We start from the raw sequence: 21,431 nt of genomic DNA, 5'->3' as shown, positions 1-21,431 counted from the left end.
GGGCTACCCCTCTGCGGCGTGTGAGCCGGCCGGCGCGTCGGCGGGAATCTCCACGGACGGCCCGGCGGACGCGGCAGCCGGGGGAGCGGCGGCCGGGGAGGTGGAGGAACCGGCGACGGGCCGCTCTCCGAAAGCGCGGCCGATGCCCTTCATCGCCTCGGTGAGTTCGCTCGGCACGATCCACAGCTTGTTCGCACTGCCCTCTGCGAGCTTCGGCAGGGTCATCAGGTACTGGTAGGCGAGGAGTTTCGGGTCGGGGTCGCCTTCGTGGATCGCCCGGAACACGGTCGTGATGGCCTCGGCCTCACCCTGGGCCCGGAGCACAGCCGCCTTCGCGTCGCCCTCCGCGGAGAGGATGGCCGCCTGTCGGGCGCCCTCCGCCGTGAGGATGGCGGACTGCTTGGTGCCCTCTGCGGTCAGGATCAGCGCGCGACGGTCACGCTCGGCGCGCATCTGCTTCTCCATCGAGTCCTGGATGGAGTGCGGCGGATCGATGGCCTTGAGTTCGACTCTGCCGACCCGGATGCCCCACTTGCCCGTTGCTTCGTCGAGAACGATGCGGAGCTGGCCGTTGATGTTGTCACGGCTCGTAAGCGCTTCCTCGAGGTTCAGTCCGCCGACGACGTTACGGAGGGTCGTCGTCGTGAGCAGTTCGACCGCGCCCAGGTAGTTGGCGATCTCATAGGTCGCTGCCCGGGCATCCGTCACCTGGAAGTACACGACCGTGTCGATCGACACGACGAGGTTGTCCTCGGTGATCACCGGCTGGGGCGGGAAGGACACGACCTGCTCGCGCAGGTCGATGAGGGGACGCAGCCTGTCGACGAACGGGATCAGGATGTTGAGGCCGGGCATGAGCGTCTTGTGGTACCGGCCCAGCCTTTCCACGACCCCGGCCCTGGCCTGGGGAATGATGCGGATGGATTTCGCGAGGGTGACGATCACGAAGATGACCAGCGCCGCGACGAAGGCCACAACGATCACCTGCACGACGACCTGGGTCGGATCATTCATGAAATGTTCCTTTCTGCGGGGATGACCACTGCGGTCGCCCCGTCGATGGCGATGACGATGACGCGTTCGCCCGGCGTGAAAACGGCCGGCTCGACGAGGGGGGAGAAGCGCGCGGTCCAGGTCTCACCGTTCGCGAGGCGCACCTGGGCGAGGGCGCCGGTCGAGCTCACGATGTGACCGTCCTGGCCGAGGAGGGCGTCGACGTTGCTGAGGGTCGGGTCGCCACCTCGTTTGAGCACCCGGAGCAGGGGCGGGCGGATGCCGAGCAGCAGCACCATGGACAGGAACGCCGCGATCACGAGCTGGCCCCACCACGGCACACCGAACAGGCCGGAAATCAGGCCGCCGAGGCTGCCAAGGGAAATCATCAGGAACGTGAGGTCAAGAGTGACCATCTCGATCGTGATGAAGATCAATATGAGCACCAGCCAGACAACCCACGCGTAATTCGCAGCGAATACGTCCATAGTGACCCTCCCCATTGTGTTCCCCTTCTCAAACTAGCAGGTGTGCCGACAAGGGCGGGGTCGGGGTTCTTGGTAAGGTCTTCTGCTAGACCCAGTTCGTTATTTGAGGAGTTCGTGTGACCAACCCACTTGCCGCAGGTTCACTGAACGGACAGCGTGTCCTCGTCACCGGCTCTTCCCGGGGCGTGGGAGCCGCGACCGTCGGAATCTTCGCGGAGGCCGGAGCGAGCGTCGTCATCAACTTCCGCAACAAGGAGGCGCGGGCGATCAAAGTCGCCGACGCCATCCGCGCGGCCGGCGGAACGGCCATCACCGCGGGCGCCGACCTCACCGATGAGGCCTCGGTCGCAGCCATGATCGAAACGATCCGCGCGGAATACGGCGGACTCGACATCCTCGTGATGAATGCCTCAGGCGGCATGGAAACCGGGATGGCCCCCGACTACGCGATGAAGCTCAACCGGGATGCCCAGCTCAACCTGCTCGCGGCCGCTCGCCCCCTGCTGGGCGCCGGCGCCAGGGTCGTGTTCGTCACGAGCCACCAGGCGCACTTCTTCGAGACAGCCCCGACCATGCCGGAGTACGTACCGGTCGCGCGGAGCAAGCGTGCGGGTGAGGACGCGCTGCGCGCGCTCATCCCAGAACTCGACTCCGAAGGCATCGGTTTCGTCGTGGTCTCCGGAGACATCATCGAGGGCACCGTCACCGCGACGCTCCTCGAGCGTTCGAGCCCCGGAACGATGAGCGCCCGCAAGGTCGCCGCAGGTCGCCTGTACAACGTGAGCGAATTCGCCGCAGAGGTGGCCCTGGCCGCCGTCGAGCCGGTTCCCGCGGGCAACACCCGGTACGTCGGCGACACCACCGACATGGTCACCGACTAGCGAGGTCAGTCTGTGACGCTGGTGCGCGCGCCGCGTCCGAGCGTGAACGACACAACCAGCTGGACCAGGCCGGAGACGATCAGGAACACCCCGCCGACGATGACGAGCACGCCGAGCGAGTTCACGGGGGAGAGCAGCACCACGATTCCGGCCACGATGCTGATCACAGCGAAGAGGATGCCGAACCACCTGCTCGAGTCCGAGGCCGTTTCGACGAGCGCCGCAACACCCTCGATCAGCCACGAGATCCCGATGACCATGCCGAGCACGGCGATCGTCCCGATCGGATTGCGGATCGCGATGACACCGGCGACGAGCAGCAGCACACCGAGCAGGATGTTCAGCACCCGGACGCCTGCGCCGCCGCCGGCCATGACGATGCCGCGCACGATCCGGACGATTCCGCCGATCAGGAAATAGAGGCCGAAGAGGACGGCCACGATGGTGAGCGTCGCTCCCGGCCAGACCAGGATCATCACGCCGAGCACGATGGCGACGACCCCGCCGACGGCCATGGCGGTTCGCATCGTGGTCAGTTCGGGCTTGCTCAGGCGGCTCGTGTCCACCGTGAGATCGAATTCGGTGACGGGATGAGACATGACTGCGCTCCTCGGACTCGAAATACCACTGGGGACGCCTGGGCGTCTGGTTCGGTCACCCAGACTGTAGCGAGGAGGGCCCCTGACGCGCAATGGTCGCCGGGGGAGTTCACCCCGCTCGTGCATTGCGCGATGCTGGTTGAATGGAGCCATGATGAGTCTTCCTCCGCACGCCGCCGACATCCACGATCTGATTCGGGTTCAGGGCGCGAGGGAGAACAACCTCAAGAACGTCACCATCGACATCCCGAAACGTCGCCTGACGGTGTTCACCGGCGTGTCCGGTTCGGGAAAGAGTTCCCTCGTGTTCAGTACGATCGCCGCAGAGTCCCAGCGGATGATCAACGAGACGTACAGCGCCTTCCTGCAGGGCTTCATGCCGACCCTCGCGCGGCCGGACGTGGACGTGCTCGAGGGGCTCACGACCGCGATCATCGTCGACCAGGAGCGCATGGGCGCCAATTCCCGGTCAACGGTCGGAACCGCGACCGACGCGAACGCGCTGCTGCGCATCCTCTTCAGCCGGCTGGGGCAGCCGCATATCGGCTCGCCGCAGGCGTACTCCTTCAACGTCGCCTCGATCAGCGGAGCGGGAGCGGTCACGCTCGAACGGGCGGGCAAGACCGTGAAGGAACGACGCAGTTTCACGATCACCGGCGGCATGTGCCCCCGGTGCGAGGGCATGGGCACGGTCAACGACATCGACCTCACCCAGCTCTATGATTCCGCCAAATCGCTCAACGAGGGTGCGCTCACGATTCCCGGCTACACCCCGGACGGCTGGGGCGTGCGGATCTTCACGGGGTCGGGCTTCCTCGACGCGGACAAGCCGATCCGCGACTACAGCGCGCAGGAGCTCGAGGACTTCCTGTACCGGGAACCGACCAAGGTGAAGGTGGGGGACATCAACATGACCTACGAGGGTCTGGTCCCCAAGGTCCAGAAGGCCTTCCTCTCCAAGGACCGCGAGGCGATGCAGCCGCACATCCGCGTGTTCGTGGACCGCGCGGTCACGTTCACGACCTGCCCGGAGTGCCGGGGGACCCGCCTCAGTGCGGCCGCGCGGTCCTCGAAGGTCGCAGGCATCAGTATCGCGGATGCCTGCTCCCTGCAGATCAGCGACCTGGCCGGGTGGGTTCGCGCTCTCGACGAACCCTCCGTGTTGCCGCTCCTAACCGCGCTGCGCCAGCTCCTCGATTCCTTCGTCGAGATCGGACTGGGCTATCTCTCCCTTGACCGGCCGGCCGGCACCCTCTCCGGCGGTGAAGCCCAGCGCACCAAGATGATCCGGCACCTGGGATCCTCGCTGACCGACGTGACCTACGTCTTCGACGAACCCACCATCGGGCTGCACCCCCATGACATCGAACGGATGAACACGTTGCTGCTGCAGCTGCGGGACAAGGGAAACACGGTGCTCGTCGTCGAGCACAAGCCGGAGACGATCGTGATCGCCGACCACGTCGTCGACCTCGGCCCTGGCGCGGGAACGGCCGGCGGCACGGTCTGCTTCGAGGGCACCGTCGAGGAACTCCGATCCAGCGGCACCCTGACCGGTCGTCATTTCGACGACCGCTCCGCCCTCAAGGACACCGTGCGCACGCCCAGGGGGGCGCTCGAGATCCGCGGCGCAACGAGGAACAACCTGCAGGGCGTCGACGTCGACATCCCGCTCGGCGTGCTCGTCGTGCTGACCGGGGTGGCCGGGTCGGGAAAGAGTTCGCTCGTGCACGGTTCCATCCCGGCAGGCGCGGATGTGGTGTCGATCGACCAGGGTGGCATCCGGGGTTCCCGACGCAGCAACCCGGCGACGTACACCGGAATGCTCGAGCCGATCCGCAAGGCCTTCGCCAAAGCCAACGGGGTCAAGCCTGCGCTGTTCAGTTCCAACTCCGAGGGCGCCTGCGCCAATTGCAACGGGGCAGGCGTCATCTACACCGACCTCGGCGTGATGGCCACCGTCGCGACGACCTGCGAGGTCTGCGAGGGCAAGCGGTTCGAGGCATCCGTGCTCGACTACCACCTCGGCGGGCGCGACATCAGCGAGGTCCTTGCCATGTCGGTCACCGAGGCCGAAAGTTTCTTCGGTTCGGGGGAGGCGCGCACGCCCGCCGCTCACGCGATCCTCGTCCGGCTGGCCGATGTCGGACTCGGCTATCTCGGCCTGGGACAGCCGCTGACGACCCTGTCCGGGGGCGAACGACAGCGGCTCAAGCTCGCGAGCCAGATGGCAGAGAAAGGCGACATCTACGTCCTGGACGAACCGACCACCGGCCTCCACCTCGCCGACGTCGAGCAGCTTCTCGGCCTGCTCGACAGGCTGGTCGACTCCGGCAAGTCCGTGATCGTCGTCGAACACCACCAGGCGGTCATGGCACACGCCGACTGGATCATCGACCTCGGCCCCGGTGCGGGCCACGACGGCGGACGGATCGTCTTCGAAGGAACGCCCGCCGATCTCGTCGCCGCCCGGTCCACCCTCACCGGCCAGTTCCTCGCTGCGTACGTCGGCGCCTGACCGGGCCGCCCGGCTCCGGTGGCCGTCAGACAGAATCCGACGCGATTACGCCGACATAACAACGACGACGACGAAACAACGACGACACGGCTCAGATAACAGGCATCCGGTAATGACCGATAATGCACATTATGTCAGTTTGCAGGGCGAATGGGTCGGCTGATGCGATCCGGCCCGTTCAGGCCGGAGGCTCCCAGAGCTCGATCGGAAGCCCCTCGGGATCGTGGATGCGGGCGAAGCGGCCGTAGTCGGTCGTATCCCACTCTGGGCGACGCTCGACGTTGACTCCCGCCGCCGTGAGCCGTGCGGTGAGCGCGTCGAGGTCCGTCACACGGAGGTTGAGCATGAACGAGTGCTTCTCTGAGAAATAGTCGCTTTCGGAGGGGAACGGCGCGAACACGGTCGGGCCGGCCTGCTGCTGCCAGACGCCGGCCTGGCCCGCTTCGATACCGAGGTGCTCGCGGTACCAGGCCGCCCGGGTGTCCGGATCATTGCTGCGGAAGAAGAGCCCGCCGATACCCGTCACTGCCATGGTCGGCTCCCCTACCCGGTTCCACGGATGAGCTGGGTCAGGAGTGTCGCAGCAACCTCGTTGCCCTCGTCGGCGAGACGGCTGAGTTCGTCGATGTCCTCCCGCGCCGCGGCGAACTGGGCCAGCTTGTCTGCCGCCAGTTCGTTTCCCGCGCCGACCAGACGGCGCAACTCGTCGATGTCGCCGCGCTCCCCCGCGAGCTGCGCGAGCTTCTCGCCGGCGAGTTCGTTGCCGGAATCCACCAGCTCGCGCAGTTCGGCCAGGTCGCCGCGAGTCGCCGCGAGTTCGGCGAGCCGGTTCGCGGCCTCTTCATTGCCCTCCGCGGCCAGGCGGCGGAGGGTGGCCAGATCCATTGCGCTCATGCTGCCACGGTAGCGCGCGAGGCACACGGTTTCCAGAGGTCCGACGTCCCCGGACGTGGCTTCCCGACCGGCGTCAGCCATACAGGGCGTCGAGCCAGGTCTTCCAGTCCTCGGGAAGTCCCGCGCTCCCGATGTCGCCGAACCGGTGCACGGTCAGCCCGACGACAGCACCGAAGGCGTTCCGACCGAAGAATCGGTAGAGACCGTCGGCCGTGCGGAGGCCGATGAAGTGCTCTGCGTTCCAGTCGACGCTTGCCGTTCCCGCCGGGACTCCGGGCAGGGCGACGGTGACGGTCTCCCCCACGGCCGACGTGGGAGTCAAACCCAGTGCGCTCCGGAGCGTCTCGAATCCCTCGGGACCGCCAGAGGCCTCCGGTCCCTGGACATCGGCGTAGACGGCACTGCGGCCGGCGAAGTGCTCGAGGTACTCGGACAGGGTGTGCAGGTAGAACAGGGTGTGCTTGCTCGCGCTGTCGTACTGGTTGTCCCAGTCGTCCTGGATGACGCCGCTGTGCACCCAGCGGAGGAACGAATGCCCACCCGGACGCGGTTCGATGACCTGTTCGAGCTGGTTGAACCAGCCATCGGGTCCCTCCATCCGATTCACGTGATGGGTCGGGCGCTCCGAGACCAGGTCAACCCCGGGCATGTCGTCCGTCGGGAACAGCCACGCCGCCGTGTTCTGGGTGATGGCGTCCCACATCTGCTCAGGATCGCCGGGGAACTCCCCCTCGACGACGATCTCGAAGTCCTTGCTCATGTCAGTTCTCCTTGCCTGCTGGGTTACCGGGTTCTTCCGGAGGTCGGGTGATGCTCGGGTGCAGCGCGAGGACGAGCCGGTGGGCGCGACCGCCCGGGGACTGCGGCGCGTCGTAGCGCGTGACGAGGGTGGCGACCGTGAGAGCGAGTTCCGCGCTGAAATCGGCACGATCGGCCGCCGAAGCGAAGCGCAGCTCGCTGTCGATTGTGAATGTGGCAAGCGGGCGGTGTGCGCGCCCCGCGCGGTCGAGCAGGATTCCGACCTCCTGGACGAGCCGGGCGGCAACCGCGAGCATCCAGCGCGCCGAGAATTCATTCACGCCACGCCGCGGATCGGGAGCCACTCCCCCGAGCGCCGTTGGCGAGATCACGAATGACTGTGCCGTCGCCCGCATCACCCGCTCGGTCATGTTCCCCTTGCGACGCTCGGCGACGAGTTCGATGAGACCGTGGCGTTCCAGTTCGCGCAAGTGATAGTTGACCTTCTGGCGCGGCAGGCCGAGCCTGGCCGCCAGGGTCGTGGCCGAACCCGGTTCGCCGAGCTCGGCGAGCAGCCGGCTCCGTGTGGGCTCGAGCGACGCTGCCGCCGCTCCGGCGGTGTCGATGACGGCGACTTCGAGCATGCAACCAGCCTTCCACCGACAATATTTTTTGTCAAGAAGGTGAAAGGCTGTCTGGAGCAGGCGTCATCTGTTGTCCCCCGAATTAGGAGATTCGGCATCGGGCAGTAAGTTTGCAGACGGAGGAAAGGATTTCGATGAGCAGAATCGTGGTCACCAACAGCGTGACCCTCGATGGCGTGATGCAGGCGCCCGGCCGGGCGAACGAGGATCGCCGGGACGGCTTCGACCTCGGCGGCTGGGCCCAGCCCTATGCCGACTCGGTGATGGGCAGCGTCATGGCCGCGGGAATCGGCGATGCCGGCGCCCTGCTCTTCGGACGCAAGACGTACGCGGATTTCGCTTCGATCTGGCCGGCGATGACCCTGGAGAACCCGTATACCGAGGTGATCAACAACATCCCGAAGTACGTGACGTCGATGACCCTCCCCGGCCCCCTGGCCTGGAACAACTCGATCCTCCTGAGCGGTGAGGCGACGACGACCGTCGCGGAACTGCGCCAGCAGCCCGGCAAGGACATCGTGATCCTCGGCAGCGGCGAGCTCGTGCGTGCACTGATGCGCTGGGGCCTGATCGACCAGTACACGCTCCTGATCCACCCCCTGGTGCTCGGCACCGGTCGACGCCTCTTCCCGGACGGTGGCCCCTCGGCATCCCTCGACCTCGTCGACAGCACGACGACGAGCACGGGTGTCATCATCGCGACCTATCGCCCAGCGGCCCCCGTCGCACCGGCGCCGCCGGTCCCCCTGCCCGGGCTCGCCTGAATCAGAGGTCCAGTTCGGATCGGCCGAATTTCTCACGCAGGAAACGACTCTGGTCTTCGAGCGCCGCGAGGTCTTTCGCGTAGAGTGCGGTGCGGATGCGATCGCTCTCCGTCTCGAGGATGTCCAACTGCTCGATCAGTTCGTCCTCAGCCGTCTTCTTCCCTTCGACCCGGCTTGCGATCGCAAAGCTCCGCGGCAGGTTCAGGAACCGCTGAATCGACGTGGGCAGGTAGTCGAGGATCATCTGCTCGACCGTGTGAGCCTGATCGGCCGCTTCGGTCAGGTCCGTCCAGCGGGCGATGACCTGATCGAGGGCATCCAGGATTCGGGCGAGCCTCGAGGTCGCTTCGTCCGGCAGGCGGCGGTTCTCCGCCGTCATCGATCTCCTCAGCACGGCCAGCTGGGCAGCAAGGTCCGCGGCTGACGCCACTCCCCCCTCTCCATGCAGTGGTCCCGGCCGCAGGTCCACCCTGTCGCGCGGTGCGACGAGCGCGCCGACCGCGTACATCGCGACGACGACAACGGGCCACAGCGGACCGAGGCCGACGGCGACGTGCGCGCCGAGGGTCGCGATGCCGACTACCGAGCCCACGATGTTCTTCGTGGAGGCGAGCCACCGCGACACGCTACTGGTACCCACGAATGTCCTGGAACGCGCTCGACAGGTCGCCGTTCAGCGCGTCGAAGGCCTGCCCGCCCGTGAGCTTCGCCACGCTCGTGAGCTCATCGACGTTGCCATTGCCGAAGAGAACGACGTAGGTCGCGATGGACCGGGTATCCGCACCCTGGGTCGCGTAGTAGTCCGAGAAGTCCTTCGCCGTTGCACCGTCGGTGTTCTCACCATCGGTCATGAGCACGATCGAGACGAAGGTATCCGGCCGCTCGGCCTTCTGCTGCCGCGCGAGGGCATACGCTCGTTCCAGCGAGTCATAGATCGCCGTGCCGCCGTCTGCGGAGAGTCCATCCGCGACATCGCGAATCCGTTGCAGGGCCTCGGTCTTGTCCGCCGCAGGCACGTCGACGATCGTCGGGGTATCCGGGGCGGTGCTGAACGGGATCAGGGTCACGCGCTCACGGTTGCGGAACGCGGCAAAACCGCCCGTCGTCGAGGAATCTGCCCCGGCGAGGTTCTTGAGCGCCTGTTGGAGCGCGGTGAGCCGCTCCCCCGCCATCGACCCGGAGGTATCGAGCACGAAGAGCGTCTGCGCGGGAGCCCGCACCGTGTCGAGGTAGGTCGCGATCAGGGTGTTGGCGACGTCCAGCGTGTTCGGGAACGGCGTCTCGAAGAGGATGCCGGCCGGGAAGGCCGACCCGGTGTCGATCCCGGGAACGCCTGGCCGACGGTTGGTCTCCGACACGATTCGCTTCTGTACGGCGTCAGTGGTGAGCCAGGCCGTCAGGGTGTCGAAGAGTGGACGCTTGCCCGTGTCGGCCGAGGCCAGCAGGGTGAGCGGATAGTCGCTCGTGACGACTCCGTCGGTCGGCCGGACGATCGTGAGCGGTGCACCCTTGCCGGCGAGACCGAGGAGTACGGACTCGTAGTTGATGACGCCGTCGACGAGGGTGGGGTCTGCGACGAATTTGTCAGCAAGGAAGCCGGAGGACCCGGCGGTCAGTTTCTGCCCGGAGAAGAACCGGGTCAGCTCAGGACCGACCGCAGTGACGTCCGCATCGGTGAGCGCGGTTCCCGTTCCGGACAGTGCCGTCGCGACCGCCACGAGGGCGCTGAACCCGGAGTTCGAGGCCGCGGGATTGGTCATGCCGTATGTGAATTCACCGTCGGCAGCGGCGGTGGCGAGGTCCGCCCAGGTCGGCGGGGCGGAGTCCCAGCCGAGCCGCGCCGCCACTGCGGGCCGAAGCCCGAGGACGACCGGGGAGCTCATGATCTTGACGCTCGAGGAGACGGCCTTGGCCGCCCCGGGAAGCAGCGACAGGTAGCGGTTGTTCGGGAACCACGTCGCGTCGTAGCGACCGGCGGCACGACCGGATGCGACGAGTTCCGTGCCGGCGAGGGTGCCGGTGTAGTCGAAGACCACCCGGATTCCCTTGTCTGCGGCCGCGGACTCCAGGATCGGAGCCATATCCTTGACCTCGCTGCCCGCAAGGACCCGAAGAGTCGTGGCGTCGTTGGGCAGGCCGTCCTGCTCGTTCGGCTGCGCAACGGTGCAGCCCGCCAGCAGCAGCGCCGCGACCGCGACCACGCCGAAGCTCCTCAGGAGGCGAAGCATGCTCAGTGGGCTTCCGGCCGGGCTCGCTCGAGGTATGCGGTTGCCTCGGCCAGGCGGGTCTGAAGGGTGTCGACCGTCTGGGCCATCGTCGCGACCGCCTTGAGCTTGTAGCTGTCCAGGGCGTCCATGGTCTCGTAGATGTTCTGGAAGGCCGTTTCCAACGATTCGAGGCTGATGGTCGCGGATGCCGACTGCTCGCTGATGGCGACAGACTGGGTCTTGAGCATCTGCGAGGTCGAGACGATCAGGTTCGAGGTCGTCGTGTTGAGGGCGGTGATCTGGTCGAGGACGAGCTTCTGGTTGGCCAGTGCCTGTGCCACGATCACGGCCGTGCGCAGGGCGGATATGGTCGTCGTCGTTGCCCGTTCGACGCCCTTGATGAGTTCGACGTTGTTCTTCCGCACGACGTCGAGGGCGAGGTAGCCCTGGGCGCTCACGGCGAGCTGGGTGAGCAGGTCCTGGTGCTTCTGTCGGATCGTGAAGAGGAGATCGCTCGTGAGCGCGTCGGCCCTGGCCGGGTCGGTCGTCCTGACCGTGTCGATCTGTTCCACCAGTTGGGTGTCGAGGGCGCTCGTGAGGAGGGCGTACTCCTGCAGGCGATTCATCGTCTCCCAGAGCCGCACCTTTTCCCCCTCGACCGCCGCATTGTCCTTGAGAAGGGCGTCCTGGCCGTTCTGAAGCGAGTGGATGATCTTGTTGAGCTGGCTCTGTGCGGAGGCGTACCGGGCGAAATAGCTGCGGAGCTTGTCCCGGAACGGGATCAGGTTCAGGAGGAACTGGGCGACCCCGCCGTCGGCCCTGGACGGGTCAAGGTCTTCGATCGTTCCGCGCAGTTCGACGAGTGTGCTGGCGACGCGCCGTTGCGCGTCGGCCTCGTCGCCTTTTCCGCGCGCGGCGGCAAGCGCTGCGACCGGGCGCTGGAGCATCCGGTTGCTGACCTCGGACGCGGCCCGGATCTCGTCCCGGCCCATCTGGGCCACGTCCGAGATCTTCTTCTGGAATTCCGGGGCCGAGGGATCGCGGTCGATGAGGTCGGCGACGAAGGCCCTGGCGCGTCCGGCGAGTTCCTCAGTGCGGGCGTCGTCGATCGGCATCATCGCGCTGGCCTGGGTGCCACCGATGTCCGGGACAGCGTTCGGCGGCACGAGCACAAGTCCGGTGTCGACGCGCGGTGCTGTCGTCGCAGCGGCGGCCGGCCTCTCGCCCGGTGTGGGAGTGCTCAGATCGAGGGATGAGTCTGCCATGGTGCTCCTTGGTCTCCGGGTGATCGTTCGGCGGGTGTTCGTCTGGTCATTTGTCGACGTTGGCGTCTGGTGAGGCAAGAGGGGTGTCGTACCGCCCGCTGATGGTCGTGATCATCGCCTCGAGCGTCTCGTAGCTCGGCGGTTCGATGACGTTGACGGGGCTTGCGGGCGCCGCGAGGCCGTTGCCGGCGAGGGCTGCCGTGAACACGGCCGGGTCGGCGGGCCGGAACCCGTACTGCGCCGCGAGCCGGGCGAGGCGGGGGTCGGACTGGAGGAGTTCGCCGACCTGGGTTCCCTGCTCGGACAGCGGGACCACCGTGTGTTTGGAGAGCACGGTCGGGTCCGGATACATCAGGACCATGTCAGGGGTGATGGCGCTGCGGCCGGTGACGCTCATCTGCCGGCCGAGGAACTGTGCCTCGTAGACCATCACGAGCGGTTTCGAGCCGATTCCCTGGGAGAGGTAGTCCTCGAATGGTGCCTCGGAGGAGGAGGCCGAAAAGCCCTGCTCGAGGAAGAGCGCGGCCATCGGGTCGATGACGGCGGCCTCCGCGTCGGCGGAGCTGATGACGCTGTTCCCGTTGGCGACGTAGGACGCGATCGCAAGGTACATGGCCGCTGAGTTCGACTGGCGGATGTCCGTGCTGGAGATCAGGATCGAACGGGAGCTGTTGTAGCTCGCCGCCGCACCGGGGAGCTGATTCCAGCGGGTTCCCGCGGCGACGGCCTTGAGGTATTCCGCGACGTTCAGGTGCCAGGTGCCCGCGGCGTCCTGGTTCGCGATCCCCGCGGACTGCAGGAGGGCCACGATCGGCGTGAAGGTCGCGATCGCGAGCGGCGAGTAGAACGGGGAGAACACGCTGCGCGCCCCGGCTTCGCGCCGGATCTTCTCGGCGGCGGGCGCGGAGGAAGGGAACACGAAATCGACGCCGGTGAGGTCGACGGATGTGGCGATCTGGCGTGATCCCGCCGTCACGACCTCGACGTCGAGACCCTTCTCGGCGAAGACAGCCCGGACGGCCGGGTCGTCGAAGAACGGTTTCTTCTCCGAGCCGATGACCCCGTGGACGACAGCGAGGTTCGTGGTCACCGGAGCCGTCCCGGTCGTTGTTCCGAACAGGCGACCGCCGACCACGACGATGACCACGCCGACGACGAGCACGCCCGCGAGGACGAGCCCGATCACACGCTTGGCTGTGGCGCTCATTCGATGGATACCGTCTGGATTAGGTGGGACGACGTTGTGCAGGAGATCTGCACTGCAGACAATAGGGCATCCGGGGAAATTCTTGGTGAACTCGTACGCTGACCAGCCGTTGCAGGTGCGGAGCAGGAGAATTCAGCCGTGAACGGGAGGGTCCTCCGCAGGGTGCTGGTGGGTGACCATGCCGAACTCGTTCACCGGTTCGAATGCGTCCCTGTCCCAGGCGCCCGGATGGGGCACCGGACAGTTCAGGATCGTGTCGTGCACGCCGTGCACGATCGTGTGTTCACTCATGGCATGGCCGCACACGGGGCACGGCACTGTGGTGTCCTGGATCATGCGGCCAGCATAGAACCAATCGGGTCGGTATGAGCCGAAATTTCCCGGCGCGATCTTCCGCCGTGCCGCTGGCTCCCCCGGGACTCTCAGGCCTCGCCGAACCCCGATTCGAGGAGTGTGGCAAGGGCGTCGACCGCCGCGGCCGCGCCGGCACCGCTTGCCGAGAGTTCAACCCGTGCGCCCCGGGTCAACCCGAGGCCCATGATGGCCAGCAGGCTCGCGGCATCGCGGCCATTGACCGTGACCGGAACGCCGAGCGTCGCGGCGAGGGTCACGAACTCCGCGGCGGGCCGGGCGTGCAGGCCGTCAGCGTTGATCAGGGTCACCGTCCTCATCACCGTCGTGTCGGCCCCCGACTGACCGGACCCGGCATCTGCGGCCGGGACCGGCGCCTGGGCCGAGGGCGCACCCGAGTACGCTGCCCCAGCCGACCGGGCCGCAGACTCCACGGCAGGCAGGTCGCCACCGATCTGTGCGGCGACGGCGGCGGCGACGGCGCCCTCGACAAGGGGTGCGTCGACGATGACGACCCGGGATCGAGTGTCGTCATCGAGGAAATCGAGCGCTGATTCCGCCGTCAGGATTGCGGAGCCGAGGTCGCAAAGCACGACGACTCCCCTGCCTGCTTCTGCGGCCTCGATGCCCGCCGCCACCTTGGCGAAGCTCGTTCCGATCCGGTCGTCGTCGGTGCCGCCCGCCGGCAGCATCCGCACGGTCGGAGCCATCTGGCGGGCGAGATCGACGAGGCCCCTCGCGATCAGCGAGCTGTGCGACACGAAGACAAGGCCGACGAGTACGGCGGGGACGGCGGGTTCTGAATCACTCATCCGCAACCTGCTCGGCGGTGTCGGCGGCAGCACGCAGAAGCAGGGCACTGGACTGGGCACCCGGATCGCGATGCCCGATGGCGCGTTCGCCGAGGTAACTCGCGCGTCCCTTGTGCGCGATGAGCGGCTCCGTCGCAACCGCGCCGGCCTCCGCAGCATCCGCGGCCTCGACGAGGATGGCGACGGGCGTCGCTCCGGCGCGTTCCGCGGCCGCTGCAGCGTTCACAGCGGGCGTCCAGGCGTCGACCATGGTCTTGTCGCCGCTCTCCGCCTTGCCCCTGAGCACGATTCCGTCGCGTGCCGCCGTCAGCAGTGCGACGACCGCGGCACCGTCCAGGTCCGGCTTCCCCGCCACGGCGACGGCCGCCTTCAGGAAAGCCGTTCCGTAGAGCGGCCCCGCGGCACCGCCCACCGTGGAAATGAGTGTCGTCGCGACGAGTTTGAGGACGTCGCCGGGAACGGCGTCTGCCGGGAGGGTGTCGAGTTTCCCCAGCACCGCCTGGAAACCACGGTCCATGTTCTCGCCGTGGTCGCCGTCGCCGATGTCCCTGTCGAGGGTGATCAGCTCCACACGATGGTCAGCGATAACGTCCACACACTGCCGGATCCAGGCTTCAGCCCAGGTGACACTCAGATTCATGGAATCTCCTTCTACCGTCCCCACCGTAGCGCCGCAGTCTGCACCGGCGCATCCCAGAGCGCGGTGAGCTCGTCATCGAGCTTGAGAACCGTGATGGACATGCCCTGCATTTCGAGGGAGGTGGTGAAATTCCCGACCAACGTCCGCGTGACAGTGATCCCCTTGGCAGCAAGGACCTCGGCGGCCCTCCGGAAGACGATATAGAGCTCGATCTGGGGAGTGCCGCCCATGCCGTTGACGAGGAGGAGCACCGAATCCCCGCTCACGAACGGAATGTCCTCCAGAATCGGTCCGAGGAGACGGTCGACGATGGCGTCTGCGGGTTCGAGCTTGATCCGCTCCCGGCCCGGCTCGCCGTGGATGCCGATGCCGATTTCGATCTCGTCCTCTGCGAGGGTGAAGCTCGGTTCTCCCGCGTGCGGGACGACACACGGCGTCAGCGCCACACCCATCGTGCGCACCTGCCCGATCACCTTCTCCGCGACGGCGGCAACGGAGGCGAGGTCGTCGCCGCGTTCGGCCGCAGCTCCGGCGATCTTCTCGACGAGGACCGTTCCGGCGACTCCGCGACGTCCGGCGGTGTACAGCGAATCCTTCACGGCGACGTCGTCATTGACGATGACCGTGCGGACCTCGATCCCATCCGCGAGGGCCAGGTCGGCAGCCGTCTCGAAATTGAGGACGTCGCCGGTGTAGTTCTTCACGATGTGCAGCACCCCTGCGCCGCCGTTGACCGCCTGCGTCGCCGCGAGGATGGGATCGGGGGTCGGCGAGGTGAAGACCGCGCCTGGCACGGCGGCGTCGAGCATGCCGACGCCGACGAATCCGCCGTGCAACGGCTCATGGCCGCTTCCGCCTCCGCTGACCAGGCCGACCTTGCCCGACACCGGGGCATCGGCGCGGACGATGAAAGTAGGGTCGCTGGATACGCGCACGATGTCGCCGTGCGCGGCTGCAAAGCCGGCCACGGCCTCATCGACAACGTTCTTGGGATCATTGACGAGCTTTTTCATGACTCTTCCTTCGGGTCGGATGGTGACGATCGGTCGGCGTCGCATCGTGCGATTCGATACGGAGCTGTCCTTAACCTACGCGCAGGTAGCCGGGGAAGTAAGGGACGAACCACGCCTCGACCTGCCCATTTCGCTCGGGATACCAGCGCGCTATGGTGTTGCCAGTCGCTCACCGCGACCAGACTGTTCAGCGCTCGAGCCCTACCTAGGAAGGTCAACGTGGACAATATTGGAGTCGTATTTTTGTCGGAGGTCGTGGGCACCGCGATGCTCGTCCTCCTCGGTACCGGTGTCGTAGCCAACGTCGCCCTGGCCAAGAACAAAGGTCTCGGCGGCGGCTTCCTGATGGTCACCATCGGGTGGGGTTTCGCCGTCTTCTCCGGCGTCATCGTGGCGTACAACTCAGGTGCGCACCTGAACCCCGCCGTCACCCTCGGCCTCGTCGCATCGGGCGCGACCGAGTTCGGCTCCGGGGTCCCGGTGAACTTCCTGTCGGTGCTCGTCTACATCGCGGCTCAGTTCCTCGGCGCCATCATCGGGGCCGTGTTCTGCTGGCTCGCCTACAAGCAGCACTTCGACCAGGAACCGAACCCGGCGAACAAGCTCGGCGTCTTCTCGACCGGTCCGGCCATCCGCTCCTACGGCTGGAACCTCGTCACCGAGATCATCGGCACCTTCGTGCTGGTGTTCGTCGTGATCGCCTTCGGCGGCGGTCGCCAGGGCACGTCCGGCGGCCTCGCGGCCCTGGGCGCCCTGCCGGTGGCCCTGCTCGTCATCGTGATCGGCACCTCGCTCGGTGGCCCGACCGGGTATGCGATCAACCCGGCCCGTGACCTCGGACCGCGCATCGCGCACTTCATCCTGCCGATCAAGGGCAAGGGCTCGTCCGACTGGGCGTACTCCTGGGTGCCGGTCGTCGGCCCCGTCATCGGCGGCGTCCTCGCCGGATGGGCCTCGTACGCTCTCCTGCCCATTCTCACCTAGTGCGCCTGCCGACCGGCCGGTTCCCCAACCAGGACCGACCGGTCGGCTTCTGCATGTCCATCAGTAGTCAGTACGTCTCAGCACAACGTGTCAGAACAATACAAGGAGGTATTCCATGGCCCAATACGTCATCGCCATCGACCAGGGCACCACGAGTTCGCGGGCGATCATCTTCGACAAGGCCGGTTCGATCGTCTCGACCGGACAACTCGAGCACGAGCAGATCTTCCCCCAGGCCGGCTGGGTCGAGCACGACCCGATGGAGATCTGGAACAACACCCGTGAGGTCATCGGGCAGGCGCTGTCCAAGGCGAACCTGACCCGGCACGACATCGCCGCCGTCGGCATCACCAACCAGCGCGAGACCGCCGTGGTCTGGGACCGCACCACCGGGCTCCCCGTCTACAACGCGATCGTGTGGCAGGACACCCGCACCCAGCCCATCGTCGACCGCCTCGCCGCCGACGGGGGCGTGGAGCGCTTCAAGAAGCAGGTCGGCCTGCCGCTCGCCACGTACTTCTCGGGCACAAAGATCGTCTGGATCCTCGAGAACGTCGAAGGCGCCAGGGCCAAGGCGGATGCCGGCGAGCTGATGTTCGGCACGACGGACTCGTGGGTGCTCTGGAACCTCACCGGCGGCCTCGAGGGCGGCGTGCACGCGACCGACGTCACCAACGCGAGCCGCACGCTGTTCATGGACCTCGAGACCCTGCAGTGGGACGACGACATCCTCGCCGCCTTCGACGTGCCCCGGTCGATGCTGCCCGAGATCCGGTCCTCCTCCGAAGTCTACGGAACGGTCAACGAACACAGCCTGCTTCGCGAGGTGCCGATCGCGGGCATCCTCGGCGACCAGCAGGCCGCGACGTTCGGCCAGGCCGCGTTCGACCAGGGCGAGGCCAAGAACACCTACGGCACCGGTAACTTCCTGATCTTCAACACCGGCACCGAGATCGTGCACTCGAAGAACGGGCTGCTCACGACCCTGGGCTACAAGCTCGGCGACGCCGAACCGCACTACGCGCTCGAGGGCTCGATCGCCGTCACCGGCGCGCTCGTGCAGTGGCTGCGCGACAACCTCGGCATGATCAGTTCCTCCGAAGAGGTCGAGACGCTCGCGAAGTCCGTCGACGACAACGGCGGCGCCTACTTCGTGCCGGCGTTCTCCGGGCTGTTCGCGCCGTACTGGCGTTCGGACGCCCGGGGCGCCCTCGTCGGGCTGACCCGGTTCGTGAACAAGGGTCACATCGCAAGGGCGGCCCTCGAGGCGACCGCGTTCCAGACCCGGGAGGTGATCGACGCCGTCAACGCCGACTCCGGGGTCCCGCTCACCGAGATCAAGGTCGACGGCGGCATGATCGCCAACAACACGCTCATGCAGTTCCAGGCCGACATCCTCGGCGTGCCCGTCGTCCGGCCCGTCGTCGCGGAGACCACGGCGCTCGGTGCCGCATACGCGGCCGGCCTCGCGGTCGGCTTCTGGAGCGACCTCGACGAGCTCCGCGCCAACTGGCAGGAGGACAGCCGCTGGACGCCGCAGATGACGGTCGCCGAGCGCGACCGGCAGCTGCGCAACTGGAAGAAGGCCGTCACGAAGACCTTCGGCTGGGTCGACGAGGACGTGCTCTAAGCCGCACAACTCGCTGCCGCACAACCAACCGATTCGACGGAGATTCCGGGTTCCACACACGCGGGAGCGCGTCTCAGGCGCTTTCCCACCAGAATCTCCGTCGAATCGGTGCGTGCAGGCTGGCTAGGCGCGGCTGGCCGCGACCCATTCGGCGAGCTTGGCCGTAGCGGCCCCTGAATCGATGGATTCCGCTGCCACGGCCAGCTTGTCGCGGAATCGGTCGAGGATGCTCGACTGCGCGGACACCGGATTCTTCGCAAGATCGAAGGCGACAAGACCGGCCGCTGCGTTGAGGAGCACGATGTCGCGCACGGCGCCCGCCTGTCCGGCGAGCGTCTGGTGCACGACCTCCGCGTTGTGCGCCGGATCGCCGCCGAGGAGTTCGCTCATCGAGGCGCGGCGGATGCCGAGCTCGCGCGGGTCGATGTCATGCTCGGTCACGAGTCCCCGGGAGACCTCCCAGACGTGACTGTGACCGGTCGTCGTGAGTTCATCGAGACCGTCGTCCCCGCGGAAGACGAGCGCGGCAGCTCCGCGGGTCTGGAAGACACCGACGATGAGCGGTACCCGGTCGAGTCCGGCGACACCGACAGCGGAGGCTTCCGGACGCGCCGGGTTGCAGAGCGGGCCGAGGTAGTTGAACACCGTCGGGATGCCCAGCTCGGCCCTGACCGGTCCGGCGTGACGGAATCCTGGGTGGAATGCCGCCGCATAGGCGAAGGTGATCCCGGTCGCCTCGAGGATCTCGGCGACCTTCTCGGCGGAGAGGGTCAGGTCGATGCCCAGCGCCGAGAGCACGTCCGAGGCGCCCGATGCCGAACTCGCGGCCCTGTTCCCGTGCTTGATCACCGGAACGCCCGCGCCGGCACAGACGATCGAAGCCATCGTCGAAATGTTGACGGTGCCGAAACGGTCACCGCCGGTGCCGACGATATCGAGCGCCATCGGGTTGACCGGGAGGGCGACGGCATGCTCGAGGATGGCGTCACGAAAACCGACGATCTCGTCGACGGTCTCCCCCTTGGCGCGCAAGGCGACGAGGAACCCGGCGATCTGGGCCTGGGTCGCGTGCCCCTGCATCACCTGCTCCATGCTCCACGCCGCATCGGAGACACTCAGGTCCTCTCCACTGAGCAGGGCGCTGAGGACATTGGGCCAGGACTGGATTTCGAGCATGAAACCGATCTTAAGCGCATCGGCTCCCGCGTTCCGAATCTGCTCCAGCGGCGCTTTCGTTCCAATCTGGTCACCTTTTGGGTAAATGACGCACCCGCGTCCGCATGGTGCGCACCCCGGCTGCGAAATCGGCCATAATGGACGAGTGACGAGCCCTTCGATAACTTATTCAGCCACAGCGCCCGTGGTTAATCGGCCCAACAGCGTTGCTGTCGGCACCATTGTGTGGCTGGGCAGCGAAGTCATGTTCTTCGCGGGCCTGTTCGCCATCTACTTCACGCTCCGGTCGACATCGCCGGAACTCTGGCAATTCGAAGCCGAGAAGCACAATTTTCCCTACGCACTCGTGAACACCCTGATCCTCGTCTCCTCGTCGATCACCTGCCAGTTCGGCGTGTTCGCCGCGGAGCGTCTCCAGGCCCGCTCAACGGGCTGGAAGCCCAGCCAGTGGGGCATGGTCGAGTGGTTCTTCCTGACGTACGCCCTCGGCGCCGTCTTCGTTTCCGGGCAGATCTGGGAGTACGCCACCCTGGTCTCCGAGGGCGTTTCGCTGCAGAGCAACGCATACGGATCGGCGTTCTACCTCACCACCGGCTTCCACGGCATCCACGTCACGGCCGGCCTGATCGCCTTCCTCCTCGTCATCGGCCGCGGGTTCGCGGTCAAGAACTTCGGTCACAAGGAGGCGACGAGCGCCATCGTCGTCTCGTACTACTGGCACTTCGTCGATGTCGTCTGGATCGGCCTCTTCCTCGTCATTTACGTCCTCAAATAGAGATCCGGAGCGGACACCTCAGAATGACCAAGACCAACACCCCCAAGCCGGCCCGCGTGCGCAAGTCCGGCCGCCGCAGCCCACTTGCCAGTGTCGCCCTGATCGCCATCGGCCTCCTCTTCACGGGCGGCGCCTATGCGCTGTTCAGCACGAGCACCGCGAGTGCCCAGACGGATGCTTCGTCTCAGCAGACCATCGGAGAGGGCCAGAAGCTTTTCGCGAGCAACTGCGCCACCTGCCACGGCCTCGGCGCCGCGGGAACCGGATCCGGCCCGAGCCTCATCGGTGTCGGTGCGGCATCCGTCGATTTCCAGGTCGGCACCGGCCGGATGCCCATGCAGATGGACGGGCCTCAGGCTGAGAAGAAGGCCGTCGTGTTCACGGACGAACAGATCGCAGCCCTCGCCGCATACGTCGCCTCCCTCGCCCCCGGGCCGGCCATCCCGGATGCGCGGTACCTCGACGCGCAGGGCGATTCCGCCAAGGGCGCCGAGCTCTTCCGCATCAACTGCGCGATGTGCCACAACGTCGCAGGCGCCGGAGGCGCCCTCACGGAGGGCAAGTTCGCACCCGCACTCGACGGCGTCTCCGCCCAGCACATCTATGAGGCCATGATCACGGGACCGCAGAGCATGCCGGTCTTCAACGACATGAACATCTCACCGGAGAGCAAACGCGACATCATCACGTACCTCAAGTACCTCGAGAACAACCCGTCCCCGGGCGGATACGCCCTCGGCTCGCTCGGTCCGGTTTCCGAAGGACTGTTCCTCTGGATCTTCGGACTCGGCGCGATCGTCGGGTTGACGGTGTGGATCACCGCAAAATCGAACTGACCCGCATCCGAACAGG

The 21,431-nt window shown here is 66.6% G+C and carries 23 protein-coding genes; 7 read left to right on the top strand and 16 right to left on the bottom strand.

The genetic code is table 11. The annotated features are described in order from the left end of the window. Positions 1 to 3 precede the first annotated feature (3 nt). Together E3O39_RS02050 and E3O39_RS02045 are read right to left on the bottom strand one after the other, a co-directional pair. A complete protein-coding gene (locus tag E3O39_RS02050) occupies positions 4 to 1,014 on the bottom strand; it encodes an SPFH domain-containing protein (protein WP_134446558.1) in 1,011 nt (336 codons plus the stop codon). Then, a complete protein-coding gene (locus E3O39_RS02045) occupies positions 1,011 to 1,481 on the bottom strand; it encodes an NfeD family protein (RefSeq protein WP_134446557.1) in 471 nt (156 codons plus the stop codon). Before E3O39_RS02045 ends, E3O39_RS02050 begins: the two co-directional genes overlap by 4 nt. 116 nt (positions 1,482 to 1,597) lie before the next feature. Here E3O39_RS02045 and E3O39_RS02040 point away from each other — a divergent pair, with 116 nt between their 5' ends. Then, positions 1,598 to 2,362 (top strand): SDR family oxidoreductase, encoded by a 765-nt coding sequence (locus E3O39_RS02040; protein WP_134446556.1) that lies wholly within the window; start codon positions 1,598 to 1,600, stop codon positions 2,360 to 2,362. Between the two features lie 5 nt (positions 2,363 to 2,367). Here E3O39_RS02040 and E3O39_RS02035 read toward each other — a convergent pair whose 3' ends face one another. After that, positions 2,368 to 2,961, bottom strand: coding sequence for an HdeD family acid-resistance protein (locus E3O39_RS02035; protein WP_166787271.1), 594 nt, complete (start codon positions 2,959 to 2,961; stop codon positions 2,368 to 2,370). A 151-nt stretch (positions 2,962 to 3,112) separates the two neighbouring features. On the opposite strand from E3O39_RS02035, the gene E3O39_RS02030 reads away from it, so the two are divergent. After that, the gene (locus E3O39_RS02030) at positions 3,113 to 5,479 is read left to right on the top strand and encodes an excinuclease ABC subunit UvrA (protein ID WP_134446554.1); all 2,367 of its coding nucleotides are present in this window, start codon (positions 3,113 to 3,115) and stop codon (positions 5,477 to 5,479) included. Positions 5,480 to 5,657: 178 nt separating this feature from the next. Here the strand turns inward: E3O39_RS02030 and E3O39_RS02025 are convergent, their stop codons facing one another. The 4 genes from E3O39_RS02025 to E3O39_RS02010 all read right to left on the bottom strand — a co-directional run bounded on the left by E3O39_RS02025 (position 5,658) and on the right by E3O39_RS02010 (position 7,755). Then, positions 5,658 to 6,011, bottom strand: a complete 354-nt coding sequence (locus tag E3O39_RS02025) for a VOC family protein (protein ID WP_134446553.1) — start codon at positions 6,009 to 6,011, stop codon at positions 5,658 to 5,660. An 11-nt stretch (positions 6,012 to 6,022) separates the two neighbouring features. Beyond that, entirely contained in the window at positions 6,023 to 6,373 is a 351-nt protein-coding gene (locus E3O39_RS02020; RefSeq protein WP_198413353.1) for a hypothetical protein, read from the bottom strand. Positions 6,374 to 6,446: 73 nt separating this feature from the next. Continuing rightward, a complete protein-coding gene (locus tag E3O39_RS02015) occupies positions 6,447 to 7,133 on the bottom strand; it encodes an SRPBCC domain-containing protein (protein ID WP_134446552.1) in 687 nt (228 codons plus the stop codon). Between the two features lies 1 nt (position 7,134). Further along, complete coding sequence (locus tag E3O39_RS02010; RefSeq protein ID WP_134446551.1) at positions 7,135 to 7,755, bottom strand: helix-turn-helix domain-containing protein; 621 nt, start codon at positions 7,753 to 7,755, stop codon at positions 7,135 to 7,137. A gap of 134 nt (positions 7,756 to 7,889) precedes the next feature. On the opposite strand from E3O39_RS02010, the gene E3O39_RS02005 reads away from it, so the two are divergent. Continuing rightward, positions 7,890 to 8,519, top strand: a complete 630-nt coding sequence (locus E3O39_RS02005; RefSeq protein WP_134446550.1) for a dihydrofolate reductase family protein — start codon at positions 7,890 to 7,892, stop codon at positions 8,517 to 8,519. Position 8,520: 1 nt separating this feature from the next. On the opposite strand, the gene E3O39_RS02000 is transcribed toward E3O39_RS02005, so the two are convergent. The 8 genes from E3O39_RS02000 to dhaK form a co-directional block, all read right to left on the bottom strand. Further along, complete coding sequence (locus E3O39_RS02000) at positions 8,521 to 9,159, bottom strand: hypothetical protein (RefSeq protein WP_134446549.1); 639 nt, start codon at positions 9,157 to 9,159, stop codon at positions 8,521 to 8,523. Beyond that, positions 9,146 to 10,747 carry a VWA domain-containing protein gene (locus E3O39_RS01995; RefSeq protein WP_134446548.1) on the bottom strand — a complete coding sequence of 534 codons (1,602 nt, stop codon included), beginning with the start codon at positions 10,745 to 10,747 and terminating at the stop codon, positions 9,146 to 9,148. The genes E3O39_RS02000 and E3O39_RS01995 overlap by 14 nt, the downstream gene beginning before the upstream one ends. A gap of 2 nt (positions 10,748 to 10,749) precedes the next feature. Further along, positions 10,750 to 11,991 (bottom strand): toxic anion resistance protein, encoded by a 1,242-nt coding sequence (locus tag E3O39_RS01990; protein WP_134446547.1) that lies wholly within the window; start codon positions 11,989 to 11,991, stop codon positions 10,750 to 10,752. Positions 11,992 to 12,037: 46 nt separating this feature from the next. Beyond that, complete coding sequence (locus E3O39_RS01985; protein ID WP_134446546.1) at positions 12,038 to 13,198, bottom strand: hypothetical protein; 1,161 nt, start codon at positions 13,196 to 13,198, stop codon at positions 12,038 to 12,040. 132 nt (positions 13,199 to 13,330) lie between these two features. After that, a complete protein-coding gene (locus tag E3O39_RS01980; RefSeq protein WP_134446545.1) occupies positions 13,331 to 13,534 on the bottom strand; it encodes a hypothetical protein in 204 nt (67 codons plus the stop codon). A gap of 86 nt (positions 13,535 to 13,620) precedes the next feature. Further along, the gene (dhaM, locus tag E3O39_RS01975) at positions 13,621 to 14,361 is read right to left on the bottom strand and encodes a dihydroxyacetone kinase phosphoryl donor subunit DhaM (protein WP_134446544.1); all 741 of its coding nucleotides are present in this window, start codon (positions 14,359 to 14,361) and stop codon (positions 13,621 to 13,623) included. Further along, complete coding sequence (gene dhaL / locus E3O39_RS01970; RefSeq protein ID WP_134446543.1) at positions 14,354 to 15,001, bottom strand: dihydroxyacetone kinase subunit DhaL; 648 nt, start codon at positions 14,999 to 15,001, stop codon at positions 14,354 to 14,356. Before dhaL ends, dhaM begins: the two co-directional genes overlap by 8 nt. 11 nt (positions 15,002 to 15,012) lie before the next feature. After that, on the bottom strand, positions 15,013 to 16,014 hold the full coding sequence (gene dhaK, locus E3O39_RS01965) for a dihydroxyacetone kinase subunit DhaK (RefSeq protein WP_134446542.1): 1,002 nt from the start codon (positions 16,012 to 16,014) through the stop codon (positions 15,013 to 15,015). Positions 16,015 to 16,281: 267 nt separating this feature from the next. On the opposite strand from dhaK, the gene E3O39_RS01960 reads away from it, so the two are divergent. Together E3O39_RS01960 and glpK are read left to right on the top strand one after the other, a co-directional pair. Next, positions 16,282 to 16,998 (top strand): MIP/aquaporin family protein, encoded by a 717-nt coding sequence (locus tag E3O39_RS01960; RefSeq protein ID WP_241975266.1) that lies wholly within the window; start codon positions 16,282 to 16,284, stop codon positions 16,996 to 16,998. Positions 16,999 to 17,113: 115 nt separating this feature from the next. Next, the gene (gene glpK / locus E3O39_RS01955; protein WP_134446540.1) at positions 17,114 to 18,628 is read left to right on the top strand and encodes a glycerol kinase GlpK; all 1,515 of its coding nucleotides are present in this window, start codon (positions 17,114 to 17,116) and stop codon (positions 18,626 to 18,628) included. Positions 18,629 to 18,751: 123 nt separating this feature from the next. On the opposite strand, the gene trpD is transcribed toward glpK, so the two are convergent. Further along, positions 18,752 to 19,804 carry an anthranilate phosphoribosyltransferase gene (gene trpD / locus E3O39_RS01950; RefSeq protein ID WP_134446539.1) on the bottom strand — a complete coding sequence of 351 codons (1,053 nt, stop codon included), beginning with the start codon at positions 19,802 to 19,804 and terminating at the stop codon, positions 18,752 to 18,754. An 85-nt stretch (positions 19,805 to 19,889) separates the two neighbouring features. Between trpD and E3O39_RS01945 the strand changes: the two genes are divergently transcribed. Continuing rightward, a complete protein-coding gene (locus E3O39_RS01945) occupies positions 19,890 to 20,579 on the top strand; it encodes a heme-copper oxidase subunit III (protein WP_134446538.1) in 690 nt (229 codons plus the stop codon). A 23-nt stretch (positions 20,580 to 20,602) separates the two neighbouring features. After that, positions 20,603 to 21,415: a c-type cytochrome gene (locus tag E3O39_RS01940; protein WP_134446537.1), complete on the top strand. Its 813-nt coding sequence runs from the start codon at positions 20,603 to 20,605 to the stop codon at positions 21,413 to 21,415. Positions 21,416 to 21,431 lie beyond the last annotated feature (16 nt).

The sequence above is a fragment of the Cryobacterium sp. MDB2-A-1 genome (assembly GCF_004402675.1).
GTDB lineage: Bacteria > Actinomycetota > Actinomycetes > Actinomycetales > Microbacteriaceae > Cryobacterium > Cryobacterium glucosi.
This window is presented reverse-complemented; position numbering and strand designations above follow the sequence as displayed.